This window comes from Mammaliicoccus sp. J-M40 (assembly GCF_022386395.1).
Classification (GTDB): domain Bacteria; phylum Bacillota; class Bacilli; order Staphylococcales; family Staphylococcaceae; genus Mammaliicoccus; species Mammaliicoccus lentus.
On record NZ_JAJNIQ010000010.1, the window covers coordinates 1 to 16,102 of the forward strand.

15 protein-coding genes are annotated in these 16,102 nt (G+C 33.1%); all 15 read left to right on the forward strand.

Annotated elements, in window-relative coordinates; all coding sequences use genetic code 11:
* The first annotated feature begins 418 nt into the window (after nucleotides 1–418).
* The 15 genes from dprA to rseP all read left to right on the forward strand — a co-directional run bounded on the left by dprA (nucleotide 419) and on the right by rseP (nucleotide 16,085).
* A complete protein-coding gene (gene dprA, locus LQ688_RS10675) occupies nucleotides 419–1,291 on the forward strand; it encodes a DNA-processing protein DprA (RefSeq protein WP_239724860.1) in 873 nt (290 codons plus the stop codon).
* Nucleotides 1,292–1,397: 106 nt separating this feature from the next.
* On the forward strand, nucleotides 1,398–3,470 hold the full coding sequence (gene topA, locus LQ688_RS10680; protein ID WP_016998603.1) for a type I DNA topoisomerase: 2,073 nt from the start codon (nucleotides 1,398–1,400) through the stop codon (nucleotides 3,468–3,470).
* 184 nt (nucleotides 3,471–3,654) lie between these two features.
* Complete coding sequence (trmFO, locus tag LQ688_RS10685) at nucleotides 3,655–4,959, forward strand: FADH(2)-oxidizing methylenetetrahydrofolate--tRNA-(uracil(54)-C(5))-methyltransferase TrmFO (RefSeq protein ID WP_214269831.1); 1,305 nt, start codon at nucleotides 3,655–3,657, stop codon at nucleotides 4,957–4,959.
* A 63-nt stretch (nucleotides 4,960–5,022) separates the two neighbouring features.
* Nucleotides 5,023–5,901 carry a tyrosine recombinase XerC gene (gene xerC / locus LQ688_RS10690; protein ID WP_016998605.1) on the forward strand — a complete coding sequence of 293 codons (879 nt, stop codon included), beginning with the start codon at nucleotides 5,023–5,025 and terminating at the stop codon, nucleotides 5,899–5,901.
* 12 nt (nucleotides 5,902–5,913) lie between these two features.
* Nucleotides 5,914–6,456 (forward strand): ATP-dependent protease subunit HslV, encoded by a 543-nt coding sequence (hslV, locus tag LQ688_RS10695; RefSeq protein WP_016998606.1) that lies wholly within the window; start codon nucleotides 5,914–5,916, stop codon nucleotides 6,454–6,456.
* Nucleotides 6,457–7,875 carry an ATP-dependent protease ATPase subunit HslU gene (gene hslU, locus LQ688_RS10700; RefSeq protein WP_050988886.1) on the forward strand — a complete coding sequence of 473 codons (1,419 nt, stop codon included), beginning with the start codon at nucleotides 6,457–6,459 and terminating at the stop codon, nucleotides 7,873–7,875.
* Between the two features lie 19 nt (nucleotides 7,876–7,894).
* Nucleotides 7,895–8,668 (forward strand): GTP-sensing pleiotropic transcriptional regulator CodY, encoded by a 774-nt coding sequence (codY, locus tag LQ688_RS10705; RefSeq protein WP_016998608.1) that lies wholly within the window; start codon nucleotides 7,895–7,897, stop codon nucleotides 8,666–8,668.
* A 160-nt stretch (nucleotides 8,669–8,828) separates the two neighbouring features.
* Nucleotides 8,829–9,605, forward strand: a complete 777-nt coding sequence (gene rpsB / locus LQ688_RS10710; RefSeq protein ID WP_016998609.1) for a 30S ribosomal protein S2 — start codon at nucleotides 8,829–8,831, stop codon at nucleotides 9,603–9,605.
* Nucleotides 9,606–9,705: 100 nt separating this feature from the next.
* Nucleotides 9,706–10,590, forward strand: coding sequence for a translation elongation factor Ts (gene tsf, locus LQ688_RS10715; protein WP_016998610.1), 885 nt, complete (start codon nucleotides 9,706–9,708; stop codon nucleotides 10,588–10,590).
* Nucleotides 10,591–10,671: 81 nt separating this feature from the next.
* Nucleotides 10,672–11,394 (forward strand): UMP kinase, encoded by a 723-nt coding sequence (gene pyrH / locus LQ688_RS10720; protein ID WP_016998611.1) that lies wholly within the window; start codon nucleotides 10,672–10,674, stop codon nucleotides 11,392–11,394.
* Between the two features lie 18 nt (nucleotides 11,395–11,412).
* Entirely contained in the window at nucleotides 11,413–11,967 is a 555-nt protein-coding gene (gene frr, locus LQ688_RS10725) for a ribosome recycling factor (protein ID WP_016998612.1), read from the forward strand.
* Nucleotides 11,968–12,106: 139 nt separating this feature from the next.
* The gene (locus LQ688_RS10730) at nucleotides 12,107–12,856 is read left to right on the forward strand and encodes an isoprenyl transferase (protein WP_016998613.1); all 750 of its coding nucleotides are present in this window, start codon (nucleotides 12,107–12,109) and stop codon (nucleotides 12,854–12,856) included.
* Nucleotides 12,857–12,867: 11 nt separating this feature from the next.
* Nucleotides 12,868–13,650, forward strand: a complete 783-nt coding sequence (locus tag LQ688_RS10735; RefSeq protein ID WP_064204030.1) for a phosphatidate cytidylyltransferase — start codon at nucleotides 12,868–12,870, stop codon at nucleotides 13,648–13,650.
* 15 nt (nucleotides 13,651–13,665) lie between these two features.
* Complete coding sequence (dxr, locus tag LQ688_RS10740; protein ID WP_064211585.1) at nucleotides 13,666–14,796, forward strand: 1-deoxy-D-xylulose-5-phosphate reductoisomerase; 1,131 nt, start codon at nucleotides 13,666–13,668, stop codon at nucleotides 14,794–14,796.
* Between the two features lie 2 nt (nucleotides 14,797–14,798).
* Nucleotides 14,799–16,085 (forward strand): RIP metalloprotease RseP, encoded by a 1,287-nt coding sequence (gene rseP / locus LQ688_RS10745; protein ID WP_239703974.1) that lies wholly within the window; start codon nucleotides 14,799–14,801, stop codon nucleotides 16,083–16,085.
* Nucleotides 16,086–16,102: the final 17 nt, after the last annotated feature.

A 16,102-nucleotide genomic window follows, 5' to 3' on the forward strand; every position in this document is an offset into this window, starting at 1 on the left:
AAAAATCAAACAGATTTATTTTGTTAATACATTCTAAAAAACCAAAGGTTGATTACTTCTAAAGATATTACACATAAATATGGACTTGACTGAAAGAAGTGCTCTAATGTGCAAGACGGATAGAACAAGCTCGTTAGAAAACGTAACGTGCACGAGCGAAAAAACAAGCCCGTTAGCGCATAAAGATCAGTTGAAACTTAAAAAAATCCAATGAAATATAGAGAAAGAAATGCTCTAACCTGCAAGACAAATATAACAAGCTCGTTAGAAAATGTAACATGCAAGAGTGAAAAAACAAGCCCGTTAACGCACGCAAAACCCATCAAAACAATAATAAACCTCAAATTCAAATCAATATCCACTACACAATCCACTATTCCAACCTCACATATTCTACACTATAGAAGGAGCAATAATTATGAATTTTAATCAAGAAATAGTTTTAAAATTAACTTACGCTGGTTTTACGACTAGGCATTTACATAAAATGTTAAGTTATGATACAAGTTTAAATTTTATTGATGATCATGATGAGTTCTTAAATTTCATTTCCAAATCGAATTTTAATTATAATAAAATGTTTGCAATGTATAATAGGTATCGAGATAGTGATATAGAGGAGCTAGTAAAAAACATCGAAGCTCAGAATATTAAATTTGTCTTTTCTAACCAGTCGGGTTATCCTAATTTACTGAAGCAGATTTACGATTATCCATTAATGTTATTTGGGCAAGGTGATATGAATTTATTAAATCATTCAAAAATGCTCGCAATTGTTGGTTCTCGTAAAGCAACTACCTATACTGAACGGATCTGTGATACATTAATACCAAGTTTAGTTAAAGCTAATATCACGATTGTATCTGGTTTAGCAATGGGCGCGGATTATTTCGCTCATCTAAAAACGATAGATCAAGGTGGTCACACGATTGGTGTTGCAGCTTTTGGATTGAATTACCATTATCCAAAATCTACAGATTATATAAATTTGTTTATGAGAAAGCATCATTTAGTAATAAGTGAATATTATCCTAATGTTAAGTTACAGAAATGGCGTTTTCCTGAGAGAAACAGAATTATAAGCGGTTTGTCTCAGGGCGTTTTAGTTACTGAAGCAAATGAACGAAGTGGATCACTTATTACAATTGATCAAGCGTTAGATCAAAATCGTAATGTTTATTGTTGTCCTGGTACTATATTCCAGAGCTTGAGTAAAGGCGTAAATAAACGAATTCAAGAAGGTGCTAAACTTATACAAACGCCTGAAGATATACTTGAAGATTTTAGGTAAAATGGAACAAATTGAAAGGTTTGAAAAAATATTTTAATTGACAAAGCTGAATTTATCAGTTTATCATTTACATTTGTAATCAATAGAATAGCAAGGGGGAGTTACTTTGGCAGAAAATCTTGTCATTGTCGAATCGCCTGCAAAAGCTAAAACCATTGAAAAATATTTAGGAAAAAAATATAAAGTCATCGCTTCTATGGGGCATGTTAGAGATTTGCCTCGTAGTCAAATGGGTGTAGATGTAGATAATTATTATGAACCTAGATATATAACTATTCGAGGTAAAGGACCAGTCGTTAAAGATTTAAAACGTCATGCAAAAAAAGCTAAAAACGTTTATCTTGCGAGTGACCCTGACCGAGAAGGTGAAGCGATTGCTTGGCATTTAGCACATATATTAGATATAGATGAAAATAAAAAATCACGAGTAGTATTTAATGAAATTACGAAAGATGCTGTAAAAGAAAGTTTTAAGCATCCAAGAGAAATCGAACATGAGTTAGTTGATGCTCAACAAGCACGTAGAATATTAGATAGACTAGTAGGTTATAATATATCACCAGTTTTATGGAAGAAAGTGAAAAAAGGTTTATCTGCAGGACGTGTTCAATCAGTAGCATTACGACTTGTGATTGATCGTGAAAATGAAATTAATAATTTTAAACCTGAAGAGTATTGGACAATAGAAGGTTTATTCAAACATAAAACAAAAACGTTTTCTGCTAAATTCTTACATGAGAAAAGCAAACCAGTTAAGTTGAAAAATGAAGGTGATGTTAAAAAAATCACAACACAATTAGATGGGGACAAATTTGAAGTTACACAAGTAACGAAAAAAGAAAAATTAAGACACCCCGCTAAATCATTTACAACTTCTTCATTACAACAAGAAGCTTCGCGTAAATTGAATTTCAAAGCTAGAAAAACAATGATGCTTGCTCAACAATTATATGAAGGTATAGATCTTAAAAAGCAAGGTACTGTCGGGTTAATCACATATATGAGAACTGACTCCACACGTATATCAGAAACAGCACAAGCTGAAGCAGCAACATTTATTGAAAATGAATATGGTAAAGAATATTTATCAAAAGCAAAAGCTACTAAAGGTAAACAAGGTGCACAAGATGCCCACGAAGCAGTAAGACCTACAAGTGTTGCTAGAACGCCAGAACAAATGAAGGCATTTTTATCTAGAGATCAACATAGATTGTACAAGTTGATATGGGAAAGATTTATGGCGAGTCAAATGGCTCCTGCAATAGCAGATACAGTAGCTGCAGATATAACGCAAGGCGATTTAAAATTCAGAGCAAATGGTCAAACGATTAAATTTAAAGGTTTCATGAAAGTATATGTTGAAGCTAAAGATGATCAAGATGAAGAGAAAGATGGTAAATTGCCTCCATTAGAAAAAGGAGATATCGTTACTGCTGAGAAAATTGATCCTAAACAACACTTTACGCAACCACCACCAAGATATACGGAAGCGCGTTTAGTAAAAACAATGGAAGAATTAAAAATTGGTAGACCATCTACTTATGCTCCAACGATTGACACAATACAAAAACGAAATTACGTCAAACTTGATCAAAAACGTTTTATACCAACTGAACTTGGTGAAATTGTTCATGAATCAGTGAAAGAATACTTCCCTGAAATTATCGATGTAGACTTTACAGTTAATATGGAAACACTATTAGATAAAGTCGCTGAAGGCGAAATAGAATGGAAGAAAGTTATCGACATGTTCTATGAGAACTTCAAAATTGATGTTGCTAGAGCAGAAGAAGAAATGGAAAAAATAGAAATTAAAGATGAGCCTGCAGGAGAAGATTGTGAATTATGCGGTTCACCTATGGTTTATAAAATGGGAAGATACGGGAAGTTTATGGCTTGTTCTAATTTCCCTGAGTGTAGAAATACAAAAGCAATTATTAAAACGATTGGTGTTAAATGTCCGAAGTGTAAAGAAGGCGAAGTGGTAGAGCGTAAATCTAAGAAAAATCGTATTTTCTTCGGTTGCTCAAGATATCCTGAATGTGATTATACATCATGGGATAGACCATTAGATCGTTCATGTCCAAAATGTGATACAGTTTTAGTTGAACGTAAAAAAGGAAAATCTGCACAAGTTATTTGTCCAAATTGTGATTATAAAGAACAAGAACAGAAATAATGTGTGAAGTGCAAAAAGTTATCGGTATAGATAATTTTTTGCACTTGTTTTTTTGTTTATTGGTAAAAACAGTAAATTGTCACTAATTTTTAAAAATTTGCTTTAGTTTATTATTTGATTAAATTCAGATTTGTTATACAATTCAATATGGAATATAAAAATGTGGAAATAGGAGGCATTTAATATGACTTCAATAAATGTTATTGGCGCTGGTCTAGCTGGGTCGGAAGCGGCTTATCAAATCGCCAAAAAAGGGATAAATGTTAACTTATATGAAATGAGGCCAGTCAAAAATACGCCAGCTCATCATACTGATAAATTTGCTGAATTAGTTTGTTCAAATTCTTTGAGAGGTAATCAACTTACAAATGCTGTTGGTGTTCTAAAGGAAGAAATGAGACAACTCGATTCACTTATTATAAGAGCTGCTGATAATGCACGTGTTCCTGCGGGAGGAGCATTGGCTGTAGATAGACATGATTTTGCGGGGTATATTACTGATACTTTAAGAAATCATCCTAACATAACTGTAATGAATGAAGAGATTACAAAAATACCTGATGGGCCAACAATTATAGCAACTGGACCTCTTACAACACAAAGTTTGACACAAGAAATTATCAATATTACTGGGGAAGAACAATTATATTTCTACGATGCAGCTGCACCAATCATTGAGAAAGATTCAATTGATATGGATAAAGTTTATTTGAAATCGCGCTATGATAAAGGTGACGCGGCATATTTAAATTGTCCAATGACAGAAGAAGAATTTGATAGATTTTATGAAGCGCTTATTCAAGCAGAAGTAGTACCTTTAAAGGAATTTGAGAAAGAAATTTATTTTGAAGGGTGTATGCCTTTTGAAGTCATGGCTGAAAGAGGTAAGAAAACTCTTTTATTTGGGCCAATGAAGCCAGTAGGTTTAGAAGATCCTAAGACGGGGAAACGTCCATATGCAGTGGTTCAATTACGACAAGATGATGCAGCAGGCACGCTATATAATATTGTAGGTTTTCAAACACATTTAAAATGGGGCGCTCAAAAAGAAGTGATTTCATTGATTCCTGGATTAGAAAATGTTGATATTGTCCGTTATGGCGTTATGCATAGAAATACTTTCATTAATTCGCCGAACGCGTTAAAAGAAACTTACCAATTGAAATCACGTAATGACTTATTCTTCGCTGGTCAAATGACTGGAGTTGAAGGATACGTAGAAAGTGCAGCGAGTGGTTTAATTGCAGGTATTAATGCGAGTAAATTAGTATCGAATTTGGAACCAATAGTATTCCCAAGAGAAACAATTATCGGTAGTATGGCTTACTATATTACACATGCAAATAATGATAAAAACTTCCAACCGATGAATGCTAACTTTGGTCTCTTACCTACATTAGAAAAACGTATAAAAGATAAAAAAGAACGTTATGAAAAGCTAGCAAATCGTGCATTGAAACACTTAGATTCATTTAAAGTAATGTTATAGTAAATTATTTTAAGATTTATAATAATTGTGATACAATTCAGATAAATTGAGGAGTGAGTATAAATGCATGCTATAGAACAACAATTCTTAAATATGTTAATGTATGAAAAACACTTTTCTACGCATACATTGAATGCTTATGAACTTGATTTAATTGAATTTAACAATTTCTTGAAGACGGAACATTTGTCATTAAAAGAATTTGAATATAAGGATGCAAGGAGATACCTTGCATTTTTGTATGATAAAGAGCATAAACGTACAAGTGTATCACGTAAAATCTCAACACTGAGATCTTTATACCAATATTGGATGAGTGTAGACAGTGATATACAAAACCCGTTTATTCAACTTGTTCATCCTAAAAAAGAACATCATTTACCAAGTTTCTTCTATGAAGAAGAAATGGAAAAACTATTTGAAACATTAAATGATGGAAAAAGAACAAATATTAGAGACAAAGTCATATTGGAATTATTATATGCAACAGGAATTCGTGTTTCAGAATTAGTTCATATTCAATTAGATGATATAGATTTGGATTATTCTTTTGTGAAAGTATTAGGAAAAGGTAATAAAGAAAGAGTTGTTCCTTTTGGTGAATATTGTCAAAGTGCAATAATAGATTATATTGATAATTTTAGAAGTCAGTTAAAAATAGACCATGATTATTTAATTGTTAATATGCGTGGACAAGCTATTACTGAGCGTGGCATAAGATATGCTTTGAATGAAATTGTTAAACGTACTCAAGGCGTCTATCATATCCACCCCCATAAATTGCGCCATACATTCGCGACACATTTATTAAATCAAGGTGCAGATATGAGAACGGTTCAAAGTTTATTAGGTCATGAAAGTTTGTCTACAACGAGTCAATATACACATGTTACAAAAGATCAATTAAGAAAAGTATATTTATCTGCACATCCCCGTGCATAAAGGAGAATTAAAATGAGTTCAACATTACATGCTACAACAATATTTGCAATTAGACACAATGGACATTCTGCAATGGCAGGAGATGGACAAGTGACATTAGGCGAACAAGTTATCATGAAACAAACTGCTAGAAAAGTGCGTAGACTTTATCATGATAAAGTTGTTGCTGGTTTTGCTGGTAGTGTTGCCGATGCGTTTACATTATTTGAAAAATTTGAAGTTAAGTTACAAGAATATAGTGGTAATTTAACGAGAGCTGCTGTAGAGCTTGCCCAAGAGTGGAGAGGCGACAAAATGTTGCGTCAGTTAGAGGCAATGTTAATCGTTATGAATGAAACGGATCTACTTGTAGTAAGTGGTACTGGCGAAGTGATAGAACCTGATGATGGCATAATCGCCATCGGATCTGGTGGGAACTATGCTCTAAGCGCTGGTCGGGCATTGAAATCATATGCCCCTAATTTATCAGCTAGAGAAATTGCTGAAGCTTCATTGAATACTGCAGCAGATATTTGTGTATTTACTAACCATGAAATCAGAGTAGAAGAAATTTAAATGGAGGGTTCCAGGTTGTCACAAAATCAATTAAAAATGACACCACATGATATTGTTGATCGTTTAAATGATCACATCATTGGTCAACAAGATGCAAAACGAAAAGTTGCAATTGCATTAAGAAACAGATATAGAAGAAGTTTATTAGAAGAACAGTTAAGAAATGAAATCATCCCTAAAAATATATTGATGATTGGACCAACAGGTGTTGGTAAAACAGAAATTGCTAGAAGAATGGCTAGACTTGTAGGTGCACCATTTGTAAAAGTTGAAGCAACAAAATTCACAGAAGTCGGATATGTCGGACGTGATGTGGAAAGTATGATACGTGATTTAGTTGAAGTTGGTCGACGTATCGTTAAAGAAGAAAAGAAAAAAGGCGTATTAGAGGATGCAAAGAAAAAAGCGAATGAACGTTTAGTGAAACTACTCGTTCCGAGCATGAAGAAAAAAGCTCAAACTAATACAGGTAATCCATTAGAATCTTTATTCGGCGGTCAATTTCCAAACTTTAATCAACAACAAGAAGAGGAAGAAGCACCAACAGAAGAAATCAAAACAAAACGTGAAGATATAAAGAAACAACTTCTTAATGGAGAATTAGAAGAGGAAATAGTAAAAATTAAAGTAGAACAAGAACAACAATCATTAGGCATGATGGGTATGGAAAATAATCCGCAAATGCAAGACATGCTTTCTCAAATGATGCCGAAGAAAAAAATAGAAAGAAACTTGCCTGTTAAATCTGCTAGAAAAATCTTAATCGACGAAATTGCGAATGAATTAATCGATCAAGAATCAGTGAACGAAGAAGCAATTCAGCTTACTGAACAAATGGGCATGGTCTTTATAGATGAAATTGATAAAATTGCTGTAAGTAACAACAGTGGTGGACAAGATGTTTCACGACAAGGTGTACAAAGAGATATTTTACCAATTGTTGAAGGTAGTGTAATCCAAACTAAATATGGTTCTGTGAATACTGAACATATTTTATTTATTGGCGCAGGTGCCTTCCACATGTCGAAACCAAGCGATTTAATCCCAGAATTACAAGGGAGATTCCCAATTCGTGTTGAGTTAGAAAGTTTAACTACAGAAGATTTTGTGAAAATATTAAAAGAACCAAAACAATCTCTTCTTGAACAATATAAAGCATTACTTGAAACTGAAATGGTTACTATAAACTTTACAGATGATGCAATTAACAGATTAGCTGAGATTGCATTCCAAGTTAATCAAGAAACAGATAATATTGGTGCTCGAAGATTACACACGATATTAGAAAAAATGTTAGAAGACTTATCTTTTGAAGCTTCTAATATGCCAAATGCAGTAGTAGATATTACACCTGAATATGTAAATCAAAAATTAGAATCAATCGCAACGAATAAAGATTTAAGTGCATTTATATTATAAAAAAAGGAGCAAAAATTAAATGAGTTTATTATCAAAGACAAGAGAATTAAATACATTACTACAAAAACATAAAGGGATAGCTGTAGATTTTAAAGACATGGCTAAAACAATAAGTGATGTAACAGTAACAAATGTTTTTATCGTTTCAAGAAGAGGTAAAATTTTAGGTTCAAGTTTAAATGAATTATTAAGCAATGATAGAATTATACAAATGTTAGAAGATAGACATATACCAAAAGAATACACTGACCAATTAATGCACGTAAGCCAAACAAAAGAAAACATTGGAATTGATGATGTGTTAACTGTTTTCCCACCAGAAAACAAAGAATTATTTGAAGATAGCCAAACAACTATTTTCCCAATTTTAGGTGGCGGTGAACGCTTAGGTACATTGGTTGTTGGACGTGTTACTCAAGACTTTAACGATAACGATTTAGTTTTAGGTGAATATGCAGCGACTGTTATCGGTATGGAAATATTAAGAGAAAAGCATAACGAAATTGAACAAGAAGCTCGAGATAAAGCTGCTATTAATATGGCAATCAACTCTTTATCTTATTCTGAAAGAGAAGCAATTGAACATATCTTTGAAGAATTAGGTGCTCCAGAAGGATTACTAGTTGCATCTAAAGTAGCTGACCGTGTTGGTATAACTAGATCAGTTATTGTAAATGCTTTAAGAAAACTTGAAAGTGCTGGCGTTATTGAATCACGCTCGTTAGGTATGAAGGGTACGTTCATAAGAATTAAAAAAGAACGTTTCTTAGATGAGTTAGGAATAACTAAATAAAAATACTTGATGAGTTAAGCTAAATATGATATATTTAACAACGGCTGAAAAAGCCAAATTCACACATATTCACGTAAATTATAGTTTGGTGCAACATTTTGATTGTTGTTACTATAATATGTGATTATGGCGGAATAAAACCAATTAGGAGGAATTTATTATGGCAGTTATCTCAATGAAACAATTGCTAGAAGCAGGAGTTCACTTCGGTCACCAAACACGCCGTTGGAACCCAAAAATGAAAAAGTATATCTTTACTGAAAGAAACGGTATCTACATTATCGACCTACAAAAAACAGTTAAAAAAGTTGATGAAGCATACAACTTTATTAAATCTGTTTCAGAAGAAGGCGGTAAAGTATTATTCGTAGGTACTAAAAAACAAGCACAAGAGTCAGTTAAAGAAGAAGCTGAACGTGCTGGTCACTACTACGTTAACCAAAGATGGTTAGGTGGTATCTTAACTAACTATAAAACAATTTCTAAACGTGTAAAACGTATTTCTGAAATTGAAAAAATGGAAGAAGACGGTACATTTGATGTACTACCTAAAAAAGAAGTTGTAGAAATTAAAAAAGAATACGACCGTTTAATCAAATTCTTAGGCGGTATTCGTGATATGAAATCAATGCCTCAAGCATTATTCGTAGTTGACCCTCGTAAAGAGCGTAACGCAATTGCTGAAGCACACAAATTAAACATTCCAATCGTTGGTATTGTTGATACAAACTGTGATCCAGATGAAATCGACTATGTTATCCCTGCGAACGATGATGCTATCCGTGCTGTTAAATTGTTAACTGGTAAAATGGCAGATGCTATTATTGAAGGTCAACAAGGCGTTTCAAATGAAGATGTTGCTGAAGAGCAAAACATCGACTTAAACGAAACTGAACAAGCACCTAAAGAAGAATCAACTGAAACTACTGAAGCATAATTTCAAAAAGGTGATAAGGTTCTATAACTTATCACCTTTTTTTAGAAAGAATTACTAAATTTTTTATAATTGATTATTTATATAAATGGAGGAATTTAATATGGCTATATCAGCTAAACTTGTCAAAGAATTACGTGAAAAAACTGGCGCAGGTATGATGGACTGTAAAAAAGCTTTAACAGAAACAGATGGTGACATCGATAAAGCGGTAGACTTTTTACGTGAAAAAGGAATTGCTAAAGCAGCTAAAAAAGCTGACCGTGTAGCAGCAGAAGGTACAACATATGTTGCTTCTAAAGGTAACGAAGCTGTAATCCTTGAATTAAACTCTGAAACTGACTTTGTTGCTCGTAACGAAGGTTTCCAAAACTTAGTAAAAGAAATGGCTGATCATATTCTTGAAGTTAAACCAGCTGATGTTGATGAATTAAACGCTTCTAAATTAGCTAATGGACAAACTGTAGAAGAAAAAATGAATGAAGCTATTTCAACTATTGGTGAAAAATTAACTTTACGTAGATTCACTATAAAAACTAAAACAGATAACGATGCATTCGGCGAATACCTACACATGGGTGGACGTATCGGTGTGTTAACTCTTGTTGAAGGTTCTACTAATGCTGAAGCTGCTAAAGACGTTGCTATGCACATCGCAGCTTTAAACCCTAAATTTGTTTCTCGTGACCAAGTTTCTGAAGAAGAATTAGAGCACGAAAAAGAAATTCTTAAACAACAAGCATTAAACGAAGGCAAACCTGAAAATATCGTTGAAAAAATGGTAGAAGGTAGAATGCGTAAATATTTAGAAGAAATCTGTGCTGTAGACCAAGCATTTGTTAAAAACCCAGATCAAACTGTTGCTGAATTCTTGAAAACAGATGGCGGCGTGCTTGTAGATTTCGTTCGTTACGAAGTTGGGGAAGGTATCGAAAAACGTTCTGATAACTTTGCTGATGAAGTAAAAGGACAAATGGGAGGTAACTAAGGTTACCTTTTGAAAGAAGACACGTCTTGTGTCTTCTTTCGTTATATTAAGACCTAATTATAAGCATAGAGAGGGATCGAGATGACAAAAAATTCTAAATATAAACGCGTCGTTCTTAAATTAAGTGGAGAAGCCTTAGCCGGAGATTCAGGTTTTGGTATTAACCCAGTTGTAATAAAAAGTATTGCTCAACAAGTTTCAGAAGTAGCTCAAATGGACTGCGAAGTTGCAGTTATTGTTGGTGGCGGAAACATTTGGAGAGGAAAAACAGGTAGCGATTTAGGAATGGATCGCGGTACAGCTGATTATATGGGTATGTTGGCGACAGTAATGAATGCTCTAGCTTTACAAGACAGTTTAGAACAATTGGACTGTGATACAAGAGTATTAACATCAATAGAAATGAAACAAGTTGCAGAGCCTTATATTAGAAGACGTGCAATCCGTCATTTAGAAAAAAAGAGAGTCGTTATATTTGCAGCAGGTATCGGCAATCCGTATTTCTCAACTGATACAACTGCAGCATTAAGAGCTGCTGAAGTTGAAGCTGATGTTATCTTAATGGGTAAAAATAATGTAGATGGTGTTTATTCTGCTGACCCTAAAAAAGATCCTAATGCAGAAAAATACGAAAGATTGACATATATTCAAATGTTACAAGAAGGATTACAAGTGATGGATTCAACTGCATCATCGTTTTGTATGGACAACGACATCCCACTTGTTGTATTCTCGATAATGGAAGAAGGAAATATTAAACGTGCCGTTCAAGGTGAAGAAATCGGTACGATTATTACAAAATAAACACGAGGTGTAAATTCCATGGCAGATGTTATTAAAGAAACAAAGTCAAAAATGAATAAAACAATAGAAAGCTTTAGTAGAGATTTAGCTGGGATTAGAACTGGTCATGCAAATGCGAATCTTTTAGACAGAGTGAATGTTGAGTATTATGGTGTACCAACACCAATTCAACAATTAGCTGGTATATCTGTACCAGAAGCTCGTTTGTTAGTTGTTCAACCATATGATAAATCTTCTGTTGAAGATGTATTGAAAGCAATTAATGCAGCAAATCTTGGGGTAAACCCAACAAGTGATGGTACAGTAATTAGAATCACTGTTCCTGCATTAACTGAAGAAAGAAGAAAAGAATTAGTTAAAGAAGCTAAAAAAGAAGCTGAAAACGCTAAAGTTGCAATCCGTAATGTAAGACGTGATTCAAACGAAGACTTGAAAAAACAAGAAAAAAATGGCGACATTTCAGAAGATGACTTAAGAACTCAAACTGACAAAGTTCAAGAAGTAACAGACGACTTCATTAAGCAAATAGATGACTTAACTACTGAAAAAGAAAAAGATATTCTAGAAATCTAAAGATATGGGCTGTACCAAATCAGACTTTGGTACAGTTTTTTTCTTTATATACACAGAATGCTTCTTTTTGTGATAAAATGTATTACGATATGTTTAATTCAAATACATATAAATTCGCGTTTGTTTGATGGAGGACGCTATGATAAAAAAGTTTATAAAGCAAAAACAACAAATAAATAATGATAATATTTTAACTATTCCAGAACATATAGCAATCATAATGGATGGAAATGGACGATGGGCTAAAAATAAAAAAATGCCCCGAATAAAAGGCCATTATGAAGGGATGCAAACTGTTAAAAAAATCACGAGAAAAGCTAATGATTTAGGTGTGAAATACTTAACGTTATATGCTTTTTCAACTGAAAATTGGAGTAGACCCGAAGACGAAGTCAATTATATTATGAAATTGCCAGTAGATTTCTTAAAAACATTTTTACCAGAACTAATCGAAAAAAATGTAAAAGTATCGACTATAGGTTTTTCAGATCAATTGCCGAATCATACTAAAAAAGCAATAAATGAGGCAATTAATAAAACAAAAGATAATACAGGATTAAATTTAATTTTTGCTTTAAATTACGGTGGAAGAGCAGAAATTTTAAATGCAGTTAAAAAACTATATCAAGAAATCGATGCGGGTCGTATGTCTATAGATGATTTAACAGAAAAAAATATAGAGGATAATTTATTTACTTCAGACATTCCTGATCCAGAATTATTAATACGTACATCTGGAGAGGAAAGATTGAGTAATTTCTTAATATGGCAATCATCATATAGTGAATTTGTATTTACTAAAACACTATGGCCAGATTTCGATGAACAATCTCTTATAGATTGTTTAAAAATTTATCAGTCAAGACAACGTAGGTTTGGTGGGCTGTAAAGGAGAAAAAAATGAAAACAAGAACAATATCCGCAATCGTTGCGTTGGCTGTATTTCTCCCAGTTGTAATTTATGGGGGAGTACCTGTCATAATACTCGCTTATTTACTTGCGTTAATTGCGCTCAAAGAAATACTAAATATGAATAATTTAACGATTATTTCAATACCGGGCTTTTTGTCGGTTGCTTCATTATGTATTATTTTATTACCGCAAGAGCTTATACAACATAATATAGAATTTCAACTACAATTGTTGATTATTATGAGCTTCTTGATGTTAAGCTACACTGTTATGTCTAAGAACAGGTTTAATTTTATGGACGCCGCTTTTTGTACGCTCTCAGTTGTTTATATAGGTATTGGTTTTATGTATTTTTACGAAACTAGAGAGCATGGTTTACACTTCATACTGTTCGCATTATTAGTCGTATGGTTAACAGATACAGGTGCATATATATTTGGTCGATTGTTTGGTAAACATAAATTATGGCCTCTTATAAGTCCAAATAAGACTATTGAAGGTTTTATTGGCGGTATTATTTCTAGCTTAATTGTTGCTGTTATTTTTGGACAATCTTTTGATATGCATGTATCATTATGGTTACTTATTCCATTAACGATGTTATTAAGCATGTTTGGACAATTAGGCGATTTAGTGGAATCAGGGTTGAAGCGTCATTTTGGTGTGAAAGACTCAGGGAATGTTATGCCAGGACATGGTGGTATACTTGATAGGTTTGATAGCTTTATCTTTGTCTTACCTTTATTGAACTTATTCCTATTTCAAATGTAAGATGAGGTGAATCAAGTGAAAAACATTGCTATTTTAGGAGCAAGTGGCTCGATTGGTCAACAAGCGTTAGATGTTATAAGAGAGCATGCAACTGATTTTAATTTAGTTGCATTTTCTGTTGGAAAAAATATCGCGTACGCACAGAATATTATAAACGAGTTCAAACCTGATATCGTATCTGTACAATATGAAGAAGATATAGAAAAACTTAGCCATTTAGATGTAGAAATAGTTTACGGTGATAAAGGGTTATTAGCAGTTTCAACATATCACAAAACAGATTTGTTATTGAATTCAATTCTAGGTAGTATAGGTTTAAAGCCGACAATGGCTGCTATTGAAGCTGGAATTGATATTGCTTTAGCTAATAAAGAAACTTTAGTAGTGGCTGGCGAACTTGTTATGAACAAAGCGAAAGAAAAAAACGTTAAAATATTGCCTGTCGATTCTGAGCATTCTGCTATATTCCAATGTTTACACGGTGAAAATAATCAAAATATTAATAAGCTTATCATTACAGCAAGTGGTGGTTCGTTTAGAGATTTAACTCGAGATGAGTTGAAAGATGTTACGTTAGAAGATGCTTTAAATCATCCTAATTGGTCTATGGGTCAAAAAATCACAATTGATTCAGCAACTATGATGAATAAAGGTCTGGAAGTCATTGAGGCTAAATGGTTATTTGATTTAAATATCGATCAAATAGAAACGATACTCCATAAAGAGAGTATTATACATTCTATGGTTGAATTTAATGATTCTAGCATTATAGCACAGCTTGGTACCCCTGATATGAGAACGCCTATCCAATATGCTTTTACATATCCAGATAGAGCACCTAGAGATGCAGAGAGGCTTAATTTAGCACAAATAGGTCAACTAAATTTCAAAGAGATGGATTTTAATAGATTTAAATGTATTAAATTGGCTTATAAAGCACTTAGTATAGGTGGTACGATGCCAGTAGTGTTAAACGCTGTGAATGAAGTAGCAGTAGGGAAGTTTTTGAATAAGGAAATATCATTTTTAGATATAGAACGAATGATAGAGAAAGAAATGAAAGAGCATCAAGTAATAGCATCTCCAGATTTAGATACTATTTTAAAAATTGATGCAGCATATAAATCTAAGGATTACGGGGTGTAAGCGTGATTTATACAATATTAGCATTTATATTTGTATTTGGTCTCTTAGTTACAGTACATGAATATGGCCATATGTTTTTTGCTAAGCGAGCGGGCATTATGTGCCCTGAATTTGCTATAGGCATGGGCCCGAAAATATATTCTTATAAGAAAAATGAGACGTTGTATACGATTAGACTATTACCTGTTGGTGGTTATGTCAGAATGGCCGGTGATGGCTTAGAACAAAATCCACTAACACCTGGTATGCACATCGCAATTAAATTGAATGATCAAAATGAAATTACTCATGTTATTATGGACGACCAACATAAATTCCAACAAATTGAGCATATAGAAATTAAAGATAGCGATTTTGAAAAGGATATTTATATTGAAGGTATAACTGCAAGTGATGAAGAAAGACATCATTTTAAAATTGCGAGAGAAGCATATTTTGTTCAAAATGGTGATTTAATTCAAATAGCACCTAAAGATAGACAATTAATGAGTAAAAAGCCTTACCAAAGATTTTTAACATTGTTTGCAGGGCCATTATTCAACTTTATTTTAGCTCTAGTTATTTTTATAGGTTTAGCTTATTGGAATGGCGTACCTACAAATGACCCTGTGTTTGGTGATTTAGAAAAAGGTGGTCCTGCACAAACAGCAGGTATTAAAAAGGGCGATGAAATAAAGACAGTTGATGGTAAGAAAATAGATAAGTTTACCGATATTCAACCAATATTTAAAGAAAAGAAAGAAAAACCAGTTGAAATAAAAGTAGATCGTGATGGTCAGGAAAAATCTTTTAAAGTTGCAGCTGAAAAACAAAAATTAGAAGTAGCGAAAGATGAGTACGAAACAAAATATATGATTGGTGTAGCCCAACCTACTGAACATACTGTATTTGGGCCACTATTAGCAGGTATTGAAAAAACTGTAGTAGCAGGTAAAGTTATTTTTTTAGCAGTAACTAATTTGATAGGCAGTATATTTACAGGTGACTTCTCGTTTGACATGTTGAATGGCCCAGTCGGAATATACAGTAATGTCGATACAGTTGTTAAACAAGGATTTGTTACATTAATGGGCTTTACAGCTTTACTAAGTGTTAACTTAGGTATAATGAATTTACTACCAATACCAGCTTTGGATGGTGGTAGATTGCTATTTGTTATATATGAAATGATATTTAGAAAGCCGATTAACAAGAAGGCCGAAATGGTAATGTTATCTATTGGGGCTGTATTTTTAATATTCGTGATGATTATGGTTACGTGGAATGACATTCAACGGTACTTCATGTAACGAACAGGAGGAAAAAA